This is a genomic window from Methylocaldum marinum (genome assembly GCF_003584645.1).
In the GTDB taxonomy this organism is placed as follows: Bacteria; Pseudomonadota; Gammaproteobacteria; order Methylococcales; family Methylococcaceae; genus Methylocaldum; species Methylocaldum marinum.
Map to the genome: position 1 here is coordinate 5375923 of NZ_AP017928.1, position 14349 is coordinate 5390271.

Annotated in this window: 10 protein-coding genes; 1 reads left to right on the forward strand and 9 read right to left on the reverse strand. The window is 61.4% G+C overall.

The features are described 5' to 3' along the window. Nucleotides 1–35 precede the first annotated feature (35 nt). Entirely contained in the window at nucleotides 36–677 is a 642-nt protein-coding gene (locus tag sS8_RS23980) for a hypothetical protein (RefSeq protein WP_145986666.1), read from the forward strand. A gap of 195 nt (nucleotides 678–872) precedes the next feature. Here the strand turns inward: sS8_RS23980 and sS8_RS23985 are convergent, their stop codons facing one another. From sS8_RS23985 to sS8_RS24025, 9 genes are all read right to left on the reverse strand, one after another. After that, nucleotides 873–1796 (reverse strand): branched-chain amino acid transaminase, encoded by a 924-nt coding sequence (locus sS8_RS23985; protein ID WP_119631984.1) that lies wholly within the window; start codon nucleotides 1794–1796, stop codon nucleotides 873–875. A gap of 36 nt (nucleotides 1797–1832) precedes the next feature. Then, a complete protein-coding gene (glnE, locus tag sS8_RS23990; RefSeq protein WP_119631985.1) occupies nucleotides 1833–4691 on the reverse strand; it encodes a bifunctional [glutamate--ammonia ligase]-adenylyl-L-tyrosine phosphorylase/[glutamate--ammonia-ligase] adenylyltransferase in 2859 nt (952 codons plus the stop codon). 38 nt (nucleotides 4692–4729) lie between these two features. After that, nucleotides 4730–5455, reverse strand: a complete 726-nt coding sequence (locus tag sS8_RS23995) for a tetratricopeptide repeat protein (protein WP_170161238.1) — start codon at nucleotides 5453–5455, stop codon at nucleotides 4730–4732. Between the two features lie 149 nt (nucleotides 5456–5604). Beyond that, nucleotides 5605–6195: a hypothetical protein gene (locus sS8_RS24000; RefSeq protein WP_119631987.1), complete on the reverse strand. Its 591-nt coding sequence runs from the start codon at nucleotides 6193–6195 to the stop codon at nucleotides 5605–5607. A 77-nt stretch (nucleotides 6196–6272) separates the two neighbouring features. Then, nucleotides 6273–9374: an error-prone DNA polymerase gene (locus sS8_RS24005; protein WP_119631988.1), complete on the reverse strand. Its 3102-nt coding sequence runs from the start codon at nucleotides 9372–9374 to the stop codon at nucleotides 6273–6275. Nucleotides 9375–9605: 231 nt separating this feature from the next. Continuing rightward, nucleotides 9606–11099 (reverse strand): Y-family DNA polymerase, encoded by a 1494-nt coding sequence (locus sS8_RS24010; protein ID WP_119631989.1) that lies wholly within the window; start codon nucleotides 11097–11099, stop codon nucleotides 9606–9608. A 247-nt stretch (nucleotides 11100–11346) separates the two neighbouring features. Then, the gene (gene imuA / locus sS8_RS24015; protein WP_119631990.1) at nucleotides 11347–11991 is read right to left on the reverse strand and encodes a translesion DNA synthesis-associated protein ImuA; all 645 of its coding nucleotides are present in this window, start codon (nucleotides 11989–11991) and stop codon (nucleotides 11347–11349) included. A gap of 6 nt (nucleotides 11992–11997) precedes the next feature. Beyond that, nucleotides 11998–12621: a transcriptional repressor LexA gene (gene lexA, locus sS8_RS24020; RefSeq protein WP_119631991.1), complete on the reverse strand. Its 624-nt coding sequence runs from the start codon at nucleotides 12619–12621 to the stop codon at nucleotides 11998–12000. 344 nt (nucleotides 12622–12965) lie between these two features. Continuing rightward, entirely contained in the window at nucleotides 12966–14336 is a 1371-nt protein-coding gene (locus tag sS8_RS24025; protein ID WP_119631992.1) for a cytochrome B6, read from the reverse strand. Between the last annotated feature and the right edge of the window lie 13 nt (nucleotides 14337–14349).

Sequence of the window (14349 nt, forward strand, 5' to 3'; positions counted from 1 at the left end):
TGTTATTACGGCCCCTTTTTTGCGAGCGAAGTCATATGGGGTTTTGGTGGACCGTTTCCCAGCCGAATTACTGGCTGCCTCTAATGGGCATGGCCCTGCTGCATATGCCGCTTTTCCTTCTACTCGAAAGATTACAACGGAAATTGGTGGACATTCCACTAAGCCGCGAGATAGCCGCCTGGGCCGGACCACCGTTTGTGCATGCCGTACTCGCTCTGGGTTTTGTCATCTGGGTGTACCCTCATCAGTTCGGGCACGGGGTGGGGCCGGATTTCATAACGAGCCTTCATGGGAGAGCCAGGCCGATCTCGGATTTATTCAATCTTACGTTCGTAATGTCGGTGTTTTTGCCTTGGCTGCCGGTGATCGGCCGGTTCCGGGGGGTGGTGACATCGGTCCAGATCGCCGTGCTCGGAGCCGTATTGCTACACTGGCGGTATCCGAGTGCGTCGATAGAGTATTTTCCGCCTGCTTCGATGCTTGCCGGACTCGTCGCCTTATCGGTGGGCTTGCATCTCCTGGCGGGCGAATTCAGCGAGCGGGCGGGGCTCCGACTGGACGCAATGTTGGAAACGGAAGGGTGGGGGAATCTCATCCAAGCGCCGCTGGATTTCCTTCTGCAAGGCGCGGTGGTACTGCGGTATGGGCTCTATTTGGGCGGGCAGTTGCCGGACTGAACGAGGCGGAAGCAGTAGGCTTGCCTCTATGGGAAGCTACTATGCAGGCTTCATCGGCAAGGGATTGCCGACGCCGCGACCCGTTGTCGTCTCCGGTCGGCGCTTCCCGCAAGTTTGGTTCGGAAAAGTGCCGGCCGAGTCGGCGAAGGTGGGACAGGGCGGGGTGTTCCCGCCCTGTTTGCGGCCGGGGTCTGATTAACCCACGCGGCTGAGCCAGTCCTGATGATCGTTGCGGCGGCCGTGCACGTAATCGAAATAAAGAGACTGCAATTTTTCCGTGATCGGTCCGCGCCCGCCCTCGCCGATGGTCCGCCCGTCGACTTCCCGGATCGGGGTCACTTCGGCGGCGGTGCCGGTGAAGAAGGCTTCGTCCGCGACATAGACTTCGTCGCGGGTAATGCGTTTTTCGACGACTTCGAGTCCGTTTTCCCGTGCGATGGTGAAGACCGTCTCGCGGGTGATGCCTTCCAGCGCCGAGGTCAGGTCCGGCGTATACAGCTTGCCGCGGCGCACGATGAAGACGTTCTCGCCACTGCCCTCGGCGACATAACCTTCGTGGTCGAGCAGCAAGGCCTCGTCGCAGCCCGCTTCCACGGCTTCCTGAACGGCCAGGATGGAGTTCAGGTAATTGCCGTTCGCCTTGGCCTTGCACATGACGCTGTTGACGTAATTGCGGGTGTAGGATGATGTGCGGACCTTGATGCCGCGGGCCATGTTTTCCGCGCCGAGGTAAGATCCCCATTCCCAGGCGGCGACCATGACATGCACCTTGAGGCCCTTGGCGTGCAGGCCCATGCCCTCGGAACCGTAGAAGCACATCGGCCGAATGTATGCGCTGGACAGGTTGTTCCGGCTCACGGCTTCGCATTGTGCGCGGTCGAGGATGTCCTTGTCGAAAGGAATCTTCATACACATGATATGGGCGGAGCGGAACAGCCGGTCGGTGTGGTCGCGCAGCCGGAAGATCGCCGCGCCGTGATCGGTCTTGTAAGCCCTGAGGCCTTCGAATACGCCGCAGCCGTAATGCAGGGTATGGGTCAGCAGGTGAACCTTTGCGTCTCGCCAGGGCAGCCATTCGCCGTCGAGCCAGATGACGCCGTCTCTGTCATCCATCGCCATCAGTCGTTCTCCGAAATTACCAGTGAAAAGAAAAGCTTAGCGTTCCATCACGTCCCGCCAGATCTGCTGCACGCGGGAACGCAGTTCGAAATGTTCGTCGGCCGCAACCAGCGCGGGCACTTCCAGCAGCGCGCACCGGTGGGTGTGCTCACGGAAAATACAGTAGGCCTGTTTCAATACTCCGGCGTCGTCGGAGCCTAAAAAACCGGCCTTGGTGAGAGACTCCAACAGGCGCACCACGTCGGTCCACTCGGTCAGTTCAGTGCAGTGGTGAGCACCCGAAAGGACCCCGAATTGTACTATAAACTCGATATCGACGATACCGCCGAAGCCCTGCTTCAAATCGAATACCGCCGGATCCTTGGCCGCCAGATTGGCGCGCATTTTTTCGCGCATCTCGCGAATTTCGGTTCGTAGGGGCTCGATGTCCCGCTGCCGGCACAGGGATTGCTCGCGGATCGCGCCGAACCGCTCGCCGATGTTCGGATCTCCGGCGACGAATCGGGCTTTTACCAGTGCCTGTTGTTCCCAGGTCCAGGCACTGTCCATTTGGTAAGTATGGTAGGCATCGATGCTGCTGACCAGGAGGCCGGAGCTTCCGGACGGCCGGAGCCGCAAATCCACCTCGTAGAGGGTTCCCGCCGGGGTGTTGGCGGTCAGGAGATGGATGATGCGCTTGCCCATGCGCGCGAAGAACTCGGCAGTGGTCACCGGCCGCTCGCCGTTGGTGAGAGCGCTGTCGGTACCGTCGTAGAGGAAGACCAGATCCAGGTCCGACCCGTAACCGAGTTCCAGTCCGCCCATCTTGCCGTAGGCGATCACGCCGAAACCGCCGACTTCGTCGATACCGGCACCGGGCGGAACGCCGTGCCGCGTCGCCGTCAACCGCCAGGCCTGTCGCATGACCTCGGTCACCAGGACTTCGGCGATATAGGTGAGATAATCGCTGACCACCATGATCGGAATGGCGCCCACGAAATCGGCCGCCGCCACGCGCAGAGCATTGGTTTGTTTGAACTGGCGGAGTCCGATCAGGATCTGCTCGAGATCGTCGTGATCGATCGCATCGAGTTTCCGTTTCAGCTCCCGCTCCAGGTCCGTCTTGGACAGCGGGGCGTAAAGCGCGCGCGGGTCCAGTAGTTCGTCCAGGAGCAGAGGATGCTGCGCGATAAAGTGAGTGATCCAGGGACTGCCCGCCGCCAGTTTGACGAGTTGCGACAGCGCTTGCGGATTCTCCGCCAGGAGGGTCAGGTATACGTTACGGCTGGCGATGGCTTCCAGTAACGCGAAAATTCGTTCCAGGGCATTCTCGGGCCGGTCGGTCGAAGCGGTGGCGCGCAGCAGCATCGGCAGAAGGCGGGCGAGTTCCGAAGCGCCCCTCGGGGTGAGATTCCTGATCGCATGCGAGGACTGGAAAGACTCGATGAGTTTTGCACCGAACCCGGGGTTAGGCCAGCCGAGGTTCCGCAACGCCGTATCGATCTGTTCGCGGTCTCCGTTCAATGAGAATACGTCTCGAGCTTCGGATTTGACCGGCGCGACGACTTGTTCGAACACCTCGTGTACTTCATGGCGTACCTGGTCGATGTGCGCCTTGAACGTTTCCCAGTCGGCAAGGCCCATGGTAAATGCCAGACTGTGCCGCTGCACCGGATCGGTGGGGAGATCGTGGGTTTGTTTGTCGGCGTATTGTTGCAGCCGGTTTTCCACGGTGCGGAGAAAGCGGTAGGCGCTCTGGAGTTTTTCGACCGTCGGCGCGGGCAGCAAACCCAAATCGGCCAGCGTTGCCAGGACGGCCTGGATGCGGCGTTCCTGCAGGCGTTTCTCGCGTCCGCCGCGAATCAACTGAAACGCCTGGCCGATGAATTCGATTTCCCGGATCCCGCCGGGACCGAGCTTGATGTTCTCCTGGCGTTCCTTGCGCTGGAGTTCCAGCGAGATTTTATGTTTCAACTCGCGCAACTCGCCGAGGGTTCGGTAATCCAGGTATCGCCGATAAACGAAGGGTCTGAGAAATTCCTCGAGTTCGCGTCCGGCTTCGAAATCTCCGGCCATGGCGCGTACCTTGACCATGGCATAGCGCTCCCATTCGCGCGCCTGGCTTTGATAATACGCTTCCAAGGCGTAGAAATTCTGCACCAAGGGGCCTGAGTCGCCGAACGGACGCAGGCGCAGGTCGACGCGGAAGACGAAGCCGTCCTCGGTCTTGGCATCCAGCACTTTGACCAGATTGCGCGCCAGCCTGGTATAGAACTCGGCGTAGCTGGTTTCGCGCTTGTCGGCCAAAACGCCGTCGTCGCGGTAGGCAAAAATCAGATCAATGTCGGACGAGAAATTCAGTTCCCACGCGCCGAGCTTGCCCATGCCCAGCACGACCAGCGATTGCGGCCGGCCCTGCTTGTCGGTCGGCGTTCCCCTGGCGGCGCAGGCTTGGCGAAAAAGAAAGTCGAGGCTTTCCTGCACGCACACGTCGGCGAGCGCGGATAGATCCCGGAGGGTTTCTTCCAGGCTTGCCCAGCCGGCGATGTCGCGCCAGGCGATGCGTACCATTTCGAGGTTGCGGAAGCGGCGCAGAATAGCCATCAATTCGGTTTCGGCGGTTGCGCCCTCGAGAAGCCGTCGCAAACGGGCGCGATAGCTTTCCTCGTCGGTCGAGTTCGACAGCCGGCCCGATCCCACGAGTTCTTTCAACAGTTCCGGCCGGCGGGCGCATTGTTCGGCGACGAAGGGGCTCGATGCCCATACCGGGCCCAGAGAATCTTTTATTTGTTTCGGTAGCGCTTCGAGTTCGATTCCGAGCGGCGCCGAGTTTGCGGAAAACGAAGCCAAAGCCGAGGCGACCGGCGGTCTGAGCGGTTCCGGCAAGTGCAAGAGGAAATCGGGGTTATCGGACATGGGACAGCCTCAAATAGGAGGATATCGAAAGCCTGAGCTCAAGGGGCTTTGCTGTCGTCACCGAAAAAGGCGGTCAGAAAGCGCGAGAAGAAATCGCCATAGTCCTCGTGTTTTTCCCGGGCAGCAATCAGCGCCCGTTGGACTTCTTCCTTCAATTTGACGTCGGAAAGCGCCATGTATGGCCGGATCGGCGCTTTTTCGGCCTTTTCCAGATACGGCAGGGCCTTATCGTACTCGCCCTGCTGCAATAGGAAGTCGCCATAAAAATAATTCGAGTCCAGCGCGTTCGGATAAAGCTTCAGGGCCGATTCCAGATATTGGCGCGCCGAATCGTTGTCCCCGAAGGAGATCGGCCACCCGGGAAGCCGGTAATAAAGATTGCCGAGAGTGATATAAGCCGATCCTTCCATGGCGCGTGGATCGATGTCGATAGCCTTGATGAGCAGTTCCCGCGCTTCGCTGACCCGGCGCAGCGAGCTCAGGCCGATGTCCGCGCCGGCGTAGGTGCAGAGCACGATGGCTTCCAGTACGAGGGGGTCCGCGGCATTGGGGTATTGCTCGGAAACGGAATGGACCCGGGCCAGAAGGTCTTCGAATTTCTCGGCATGTACGGCCGGTGGCAGGCGGTAAAAAATTTCCGCCCATTCGTCCTCCAGGCGGCGGACGAGTTCATGGACCCCGGAGTCGGTTTCGGCCTTCTTCGCATGGCCGGAGGCCGGGAGGAAAATCGTCAACAGGGCCAGTACAAAATATAAAGACTTCAAATGCAGATTTTCGGCTGTGGGCGACGGAGCGGACATTCTAGCAACCGAGGGTGGGGGGCGTTAATGACGATTTTCCGTAAATTTGTTGCAAAGCGTCCTACTTTATCGCTGAGTTGCGGTGGCCGGTTCAGCCGGCCGGCCACGGGGGCTCAGACTTTATCGTTGCCGAAATCACGTCGCGTCGTTTCGATTTCGTTCCGGTAAGCCTCGGCATCGCCGTAATCGATGAATCGGCCGTACCGGGCATGGGGTGATTTGATGCGGCGGGTGTGTTTGATAGGGCACCAGTGTTGTTCGGTGCGGGCGGCGATTTCCCGGACATAGGCGATAAGGCCGTTGCCGTAGGAACAGTACGCGCAGTTGAGCTTTTCGATCAGATTCAGATAAGCCAGCCGTCCCCGGTCGAAGACCAGGTAATCCCGGCGATTTACTTTCGGGATGCCGTAAATGGGAAAGCAAACCGCCTGGTACAGCGTGACGGCCAGATCCAGGAGGACGAAAGGAATGATCAGGGAGTAGATGACCGGGGCGGTGAGCAGGGTGAGCGGGTTGGCCTTGATGATGTACTTGGCCAGATTCGCCTTGAGTTTGCGGTGTTCCCGCAGCAATTCGCGGGCATAATCGATCTTGCCGTTGCGGAGCTTGATCCGGAATTCTTCCCTGTGCCTGGCCAGTTCGGCTTCGAGTTCCTCTTCGAGAGCTTGGATGTTTTCAATCAGAGCGCTGATTTTTGGATTCATTAGAGTGCTCGAAGGGATGGGCAAACGAATCTTTTACGATAGCACGAAAGTGCTTGAAGAATCGTAGATTCGGTCGACTAATGAAAATCCCGGCAGGGTACGCTCAAATCGCCCAGCCAATGGTTCAAGTCTTCCAGTCGCCTGGCCACGAGATGCAACACGCCGTCTTCTTCCTGCACCGCGCCGTGCACGGCGAGCAGTCCCGCTTGCAGAACGATGTGGCGCTGGCGTTGGACCAGGCTGGGCCAGACGATGACATTGGTCTGGCCGGTTTCGTCCTCGAGGGTGAGGAAGACGACGCCGGAAGCGGTCAGCGGGCGTTGCCGGCAAATGACGAGGCCGGCGGTGCGCGCAAAGCGTCCATGGCCCAGTGTGCGTAATTCCTCGGCGCTGAGGAGGCGCCGGGCGGCGAGCCGGGAGCGCAGCAGGCTCAAGGGATGGCGGCGCAGAGTGAGTCCGGTGGACGCGTAATCGGCGACGATGTTTTCGCCCTCTCGGGGAGGGCGCAGCAACGGTTCGCCTTCTTCGATCGCCGGCTGGCCGAACAGCGGCGTGGGGCGCTCGCGGGCGCTCATGTCCCAGAAGGCGCGATGGCGATGGCCTACGAGCCCGTGCAAGGCATCGGCGGCGGCCAGCGCTTCGGCGTCGCGGCGGTCGAGCTTCGCCCGGGCGATCAGGTCGGCGGCATCGGCAAAGGATTTTTCCGACCGAGCGGCGACGATGGATTCCGCGCCTTGCCGTGACAAGCCTTTCACCAGGCGCAGGCCGAGCCGTAGGACGGGCGGTTCCGGGAGCGGTCCTTCGAGAGTGCAATCGTGATCGCTGTACCGCACGTCGACCGGGCGGACGTCCACGCCGTGTCGGCGCGCATCCTGAACCAGCTGGGCGGGGGCGTAAAAGCCCATGGGCTGGCTATTGAGCAGCGCGCAGGTGAATGCGGCGGGATGATGGCATTTCAGCCAGGCCGAAACATACACCAGCAAGGCGAAGCTGGCGGAATGCGATTCCGGAAAGCCGTATTCGCCGAACCCCTTTATTTGCCGGTAAATCTGCTCCGCGAACTCGGCGCTGTAGCCGCGTTCGCGCATGCCTTCGATCAGGCGGTTCTCGAATTTCTCCAAGCCGCCGCGCCGGTGCCAGGCCGCCATGGCGCGGCGGAGCTGATCCGCCTCGCCGGCGCTGAAACCGGCGGCCACCATGGCGATTTGCATCACCTGTTCCTGGAAAATCGGGACGCCCAGGGTGCGCTCGAGCACTTTTTTCACGTCGGGACCGGGATAAGTGACCGGTTCCCGTCCGCCGCGGCGCGCCAGATAAGGATGAACCATGTCGCCCTGAATGGGGCCGGGGCGCACGATCGCCACCTGTATGACCAGGTCGTAGTAGTCCTTGGGTTTCAGGCGGGGCAGCATGGCCATCTGGGCGCGGGATTCCGCCTGGAATACGCCCAGGCTGTCGGCCCGTTGCAGCATGCCGTAGACCGCCGGATCCTCGGCCGGGATGCGGTCCAGGGTCAGCGTTTCGCCGTGCCGGTCGCTCACATAGGCGAGCGCCTTGCGGATGGCGGTCAGCATCCCCAGGGCGAGGACATCCACCTTGAGCAGGCCGAGCGCTTCCAGATCGTCCTTGTCCCATTGAATCACGGTGCGCTCCGGCATCGCCGCGTTTTCCACCGGCACCAGGCGCGGCAAGGCGTCCGCCGCGATGACGAAGCCGCCGGTGTGTTGCGACAGATGACGCGGAAAGCCGCGCAATTGGACGACCAGTCCGGCGAGCAGGCGGAGTTTCGGATGCTCGGGATCGAAGCCCGCGGCGTGGAGGCGTTCGTTGTCCAGGCTGTCGCTGCCGAGAGAATGGGCGGCTCCGGCCAGATGATCGGCCTGCTCGCGGCTGAAGCCCAGCGCCTTGGCCGTGTCGCGCACCGCGCTGCGGCCCCGGTAGGTGATGACGCTGGCGGCCAGGGCGGCGCGCTGCCGGCCGTATTTGCGGTAGATGTACTGGATGACTTCCTCGCGCCGCTGGTGCTCGAAATCCACGTCGATGTCGGGTGGTTCGTTCCGCTCGCGGGAAATGAAGCGCTCGAACAAAAGATCGAGACGCCCCGGATCGACTTCGGTAATACCTAGGCAATAGCACACCGCCGAGTTGGCGGCCGAACCTCGGCCCTGGCACAGAATGCCCTGTTCACGGGCGAAGCGGACGATGTCGTGTATGGTGAGGAAATAGGGTTCGTAGGCGAGATCGGCGATCAAGGCCAACTCGTGCTCGACTTGCCGGCGCACCTTGTCGGGAGCGCCCTCCGGCCAGCGGTGCCTGACACCTTCCTCGGTCAAATGACGCAGCCAGCTCCTCGGCGTCTGGTCTTCAGGCACCAGTTCGGCCGGATATTCGTAACGGAGTTCGTCGAGCGAGAACCGGCAGCGTTCGGCGATGCGCACGGTTTCCGCCAGGAGTTCCGGAGGATAGAGCCGGGCCAGGCGGGACAGCGGGCGGAGATGGCGTTCGCCGTTCGGGAACAGCGCATAGCCGAGTTCGGAAAGCGGCCGGTTCAGGCGGATCGCGGTGAGCGTGTCCTGCAGGGGCCGCCGTTTCGGGTCGTGCATGTGCACATCGTTACAGGCGGCCAGCGGTAGTCCCAGCTCGCTGCCGAGCCGGCAAAGACGATCCAGCCGTTTCCGGTCGGTTCCGCTCAGGAACAGCTCCACGCCGACCCAGAGCCGGCCGTAAAAACGCTCCTTGAGCCAGAGTCCTTGTTCCGGCTCCGGCGTTTCGTCCGGCAGCCACAGCACCAGGCAACGGTCCGGCGAGTGCCGTTCCAGTGAGCCGCGATCCAGCCGGTAATGGCCTTTGGGCGCCTCCATCCGGGCTGCGGTGATGAGGCCGGAAAGCTGCGCATAGCCTTCCCGGTCGGTGGCCAGCAGTACCAGCTTGAGCCCGTCTTCTAGCCGGAATTCGCTGCCGACGATCAGTTTCAAATCGCGGCGGCGCGCCTCCAGATGAGCTTTTACCACCCCGGCCAGGGAGCATTCGTCGGTCAGCGCCAGCGTGGCATAGCCGAGGCGGGCTGCCGTTTCGACCAGTTCTTCCGGGTGCGAGGCGCCGCGCAGGAAGCTGTAATTGCTGAGGCAATGGAGTTCGGCGAATCGAAGGGCATGGCCGAAAGCGATGTTCCGATTCATGTGTCTGATGCAGGGTGGGTTAGGCGCATATCAGAAAAGGTTTGCTGGCGGTCACTGCGCCATGAACGCGCCGTAACCACCGGTCGCGCGGCCTTGCCGGTCGGTTGCGCGCGCGGAGAGTCTTGTGCTCCCGTAAGGGTTAGTGGCAGTGCCAGGCGATGGGTTTGGCTTTGCTTTACCCGCGACCGATGGGTTTCGCTGCGCTCTACCCATCCTACGAATCCTACGATTTCAGGCGAAGAGGCCATGGAGATACCATCCGCCGTTTCCATCGAGTTCCCGGTACATCCAGGCGCGGACGCCCTCTGGACTCACCGCCACACGGTAATCCCGCCGGATCGGAGCGCCGTCCCACCAGCCGCTTTCGATGCGCTCCCGCTCCGGCAGTAATCGGTAGCGGGTCGGATCGCAGGGTCGAGGCTTGGGCAGCAGCCATAACGGCCGGCGTTCCTTGCCGATGGCGATGCCGATCGGTGATGCATTCCAGTTCCAGGCATTCTCGGGGCGGTGATCGGCTGAAGCGCCCAAGAAGCGCAAGGCGTCATGTCCCAGACGCTGTTGCAATTGTTCCAGCAAGGCCTCCCAATCCAAGGCACCCGGCGTATCGGCGGCGAACAAGTCGGTTTCATGCGCCCGATAGGGTTGCAGCGAGTCGCAGCGGAGGCTGAGGGCGGTGACGGCGGCGGGCAGGGGCGTTCGTTCCAGGCGCTCGTTCAGCAGCATCGAAATCCGTTCGGGGTCGCGGCTGGCATAGCGAAGCTTGAGCTCCAGTCGCGTGGCCGGCCGGCGGAAGTGGGACAGATCCAGTTCCAGGCGGTCGGTGGCGGCGTCGTGCCGGCGTAGAAAGGCAGCCAAATCTTCCAGCAGAGCTGCGCACACGGGCCGCAGGTAAGCCAGGCTCTCGGTTTCTGCCGCGAGTTCCCGATGGGCTTCGAAAACAGGCGGCGTTCGGAAGAGCCTGGGCAGATCTTTTTCCCGCCCCGCGGCCCGATCCAGCTGGCGCAGCAGGGCAAGGCCGTAACGCCTGGCCAGGCCGTCCCGCGGCAAACGCCAGAGATCGCGCAGGGTATGAAGACCGGCCTTGGCGAGTCGTTTTACCGTATCCCGTTCGATGGGCAAGCGGACGATGGCCAGGTCGCCGAGCCCGGAGCGGAGTGCCGCCGGATTCTCCACCGTCCGTTCCAGTCCGGAGGAGGCCATGAGCCAGGCGGGAAAAGGCATCGGTGCCGCCGCAAGAAGGACCTGGTGGCCCTGGTCTTCGAGTTCGGTACGCAGCCGCTGCATCAAGGCGTCCAATCCGCCGAACAGGGACAGACTGGCGCGGATTTCGAGGAGCACGGCGGCCGGATAATCCAGGCTTATCCAGGGCGTGAAACCGAGCCCGGTTTCGGCCAGCGTTTCCAGCGCTTCGTGTTCCATCGGTTGGTCGCGGCGATACAGCCGTAGATCGGCGCACAAGGCCAGGGCCGCGTTCGTGGGCAAGCCGGGATGGATACCGAAAGCCGCGGCGGCGGGCGTGACGGCAGAAATAAGGGAACGCCCGCCGCTATCCTCCCATACGGCAGCGGGACGGTCGTCTTCGAGCTTGAAAACTTCCAGCGGCAAATGCGGCAGGTAACAGCACAGCCAGAGCGTTGCGGGCACTGGTTGCGGGGTGGCGGAGATTTGCTCAGCCGGTGATGAGAGCGGGATTGCCGGAGCTGTCGGAAGAGTTTGCAATGCCATAGGGTGTTCCAATGTTTAGTCTGAAAGGAAGCTCCGATTAAGTTGATTCCGTTCATGCCCTTCGGCAGGCTCAGGACAGGCCTGTGGAAGGACTTAATCAGAGCTTCCTTAAGAAGTCATCGCAGAGAGACTCTTTGCCGACATGCCGATATGCCGGCATCAGCCCGGTGCGTCGGGAAAGGATTCCCGGCTTACCCGAGCGCTACGGTTAGGAGGTCGGCAATTCCTTGCCGACGCATCGCCTTAATCAATTGGGCGCCCTGTCGTCCGACCCGCCGATCAGCACGGCATTCACGAGCGGCATGCCGCGTGCCTTGAGTATATGGACCCAAAGCCCCTGTTCTCCCGCTTCGAGGCGAAGACGCAGGGCGGCCGGGGTGTCGGCGGGCAGGGCTGTCAGCAGCAATATGCCGAGGCAACGGCCTTCGGTCGCCGCCAGTTGCAAACGGCGCAATACCGCAAATGGAGAGAGTTTTCGGGGCCAGGCCAGGACCATGCCGCAGGCGGTGCTGCGTAACAGTTTTTCCGCGCTCCACCAGATGTCCTTGTCGTTCGAGAGCTTGTCCAGCAGGAGCAGGCGGTTCAAATCGATGCCTGCATCCGCCAGGGCCGGTGCGTAAGGCAGATAAGGCGGTGCGATCCAGGCCAGGCGTTTTCCCGATTCTTGCACGTACCGCATGGCGGGCAGCAAAAGTTGCAGTTCGCCGATGCCCCAGGCGGGAACGGCGATTTCCATCAATGCGGGAAAAGGCCAGCCTTCTTCCGGCAAGGCGCGGTCCAGTGCCTGAAAACCGGTGGGAATAGCGGCGCCCTCGTTAGCTTGCGGCCGGCGGCCACGCCACACGCGGGGCATCGTCCGGAGCAGTTCGTCGAGTTCCTTGCGGCCGTTCATTTAGGATCACACCCACTCGCTGCGGATTACGCCGACCACCACGCCCTCGATGCAGAGTTCCTGGCGTTCCAGGTCGACCGCCAGGGTTTCGAAATCGGGATTGGCCGGTTCCAGATAAGCTATGGCGCCTTCGAGCCGCAGCCGCTTTACCGTGACTTCGTCGCCCAGGCGGGCGATCACGATTTGGCCGCTGCGGGCCTGATCGGTGCGCTGCACTGCCAGGAGATCGCCTTCCAGAATGCCCGCATCGCGCATGCTGAGCCCGCGTACGCGGAGCAGGTAATCGGCTTTGCCCTGGAACAATTCCGGGCCGAGGCGGCAATATTTCTCGACATGGGCTTCCGCCAGTACCGGCCGGCCGGCGGCGACTCTGCCGATGACGGGCAGGGCGTCGGCCTCAGCCTCAGCCTCAGCCTGCTGCTCCAGCAGCCGGATGCCCCGCGCCAGAGAAGGCATCAGTTCGATCAGGCCTTTTCGGGCCAGGGCCTGAAGATGACCGCGCACGGCATTGGTGGATTTGAGACCCAGTGCATCGGCGATTTCCGCGATGGTCGGCGGTACGCCGACCTGGCGCAGGGTTTGCCGGATATAATCGAGTATTTCCTGTTGGCGTGGCGTCGCGTTTTTCATGACTTATAAAAGCAGTGCTTTTATAAGCAGTATAGTGGGGTCTTCGAGACATGCGCAAGCATCAATGTGAAGGATGCGGCGCTGAGATCGGAAGAGCTGTGCAATCGTGTAGGATGGGTGCAACTCGCCGGGAGCAACCACTTGGCCGGAAGCCGAATGGGGCGAACGGAGTTCGCCTCCAGGGCCAATGCCGTGGACGGCCTTGGTCACTGAACAGGCGAAGCCTGGCCCACAGGACAAATCCCAGGGAAGGGGCGTGCGTAGTGTGCCCCTCGAACTCGGAAATGATGGGCACGGCCTAAGGGCGTTTGCCCATCCTACGGCGCGGTTTTTCGGGCAGCGCGCTACAGAGTCGCCAGAAAGGCGAGCAAATCTTTCTTCTCGGACTTGGTGAGTTTCAGCGCGAACACCAGGTTGAAGAACTCGATCGTGTCTTCCAGTGTCAGCAAGCGACCGTCGTGCAGATAGGGCGGCGAATCTTTGATGCCACGCAGAGGGGGCGTCTTGATCGGGCCGTTCGCCGAACTCGTTTGGCTGGTGGTGATTCCGGGCCGGTAAAACCGTTGCACATCCAGGTCATGGGTGCGGTTATCGGTGTAGTTGGGCGGCACATGGCAAGTTGCGCACCCGGCTTTTCCGAAAAAAAGTTCCTGGCCGCGGCGAGCCGCGTCGTCGTTTTTTTGCGGATCCAGCTTTCCCGAGGAATCGAGCTTGGGGGCCGGCGGAAAATCGATGAGTTTTTGAAATTCCGCCATGAGACGCACTTCTTCGGCTTGTCCGGGTATATGGGCGTCCTTTCTTTTGGCGGCTTCCGCGTCGCCTTCGAAATAAGCCGATTCCAATTCGAATTCCGAGCGTTCTTCGATGCTTTTCATGTTGCCCTCAGAGCCGAACAATTGCTGGATGTCGACGCCGCGAAGGCTGGGCGTATCCATGCGCCGGCGCGGTTCCCGCGGCCGGGTGCTCGAAGTCGTCTGTATGGCGGCGCCGGTATGGCCGTTGACATGACAGTCGAGGCAGGCGACGCCGGGAGAAGGATCTTCCGTACGGCGGTCATCGGTGGCGTTGAACTGCTGCTGTGGAAAAGGCGTGAGCAAGAGCCGCAAGCCTTCCAACTGTTCGGCATCGATGATGTCTTCGAAAAGCTCGCGGTAATTGGACAGCGTTATCAGCCGGCCTCGGGAGACATCGCCGAGGTCCGGCCGCGTCTTGAGAAAAAGCGGCGGCGGCATTTCCGGCTGGAAGCGCTCCGGAATGTCGTAGCTGACGTCAATACGCGCGAGATCCCGACCCTGCTGCTCTTCGACGGTCTCGACGAAGGTTTTGCTGAATACGATGCCGCCCTCGGCGGGATAGGGGTGGGGCAGGGGCATGAATCCTTTCGGAAACAAGTCTTGTTTCCGAATCTCCTCGGGGGACATTGCCGCCAGCTCATCCCAGGTTATGACCTCTCGCAACTTGACCCGCACGCCTTCCTGAATGGGTTTGCCATGGGTCATCGTCACCGTCTTCGAGGGGTCGTCGCTCATATCGTAGCGATCGTCAAGAGCCTTCAAATGGCGCTCCATGGCTAATAACTTCGCATTTTTCATGCGTGCCTTGAATTCCTCGAAGTCCTCGGCGCTCGCCGTGCCCGAGGACGTCGCGAGGCCGGCAAAACTCAGGCCCAGGATTGTGAATCCATGCAGAACCGTTTCGAGCGCTTTTTCTGGCATCGTCCGTTCCTCT

Coding starts and splice junctions, on each gene's coding strand:
- sS8_RS24025 (WP_119631992.1), bottom strand. CDS start 14,336: ATGCCAGAAAAAGCGCTCGAAACGGTTCTGCATGGATTCACAATCCTG.
- imuA (WP_119631990.1), bottom strand. CDS start 11,991: ATGAACGGCCGCAAGGAACTCGACGAACTGCTCCGGACGATGCCCCGC.
- sS8_RS23980 (WP_145986666.1), top strand. CDS start 36: ATGGGGTTTTGGTGGACCGTTTCCCAGCCGAATTACTGGCTGCCTCTA.
- sS8_RS24005 (WP_119631988.1), bottom strand. CDS start 9,374: ATGAATCGGAACATCGCTTTCGGCCATGCCCTTCGATTCGCCGAACTC.
- glnE (WP_119631985.1), bottom strand. CDS start 4,691: ATGTCCGATAACCCCGATTTCCTCTTGCACTTGCCGGAACCGCTCAGA.
- sS8_RS24000 (WP_119631987.1), bottom strand. CDS start 6,195: ATGAATCCAAAAATCAGCGCTCTGATTGAAAACATCCAAGCTCTCGAA.
- sS8_RS24010 (WP_119631989.1), bottom strand. CDS start 11,099: ATGGCATTGCAAACTCTTCCGACAGCTCCGGCAATCCCGCTCTCATCA.
- sS8_RS23985 (WP_119631984.1), bottom strand. CDS start 1,796: ATGGCGATGGATGACAGAGACGGCGTCATCTGGCTCGACGGCGAATGG.
- lexA (WP_119631991.1), bottom strand. CDS start 12,621: ATGAAAAACGCGACGCCACGCCAACAGGAAATACTCGATTATATCCGG.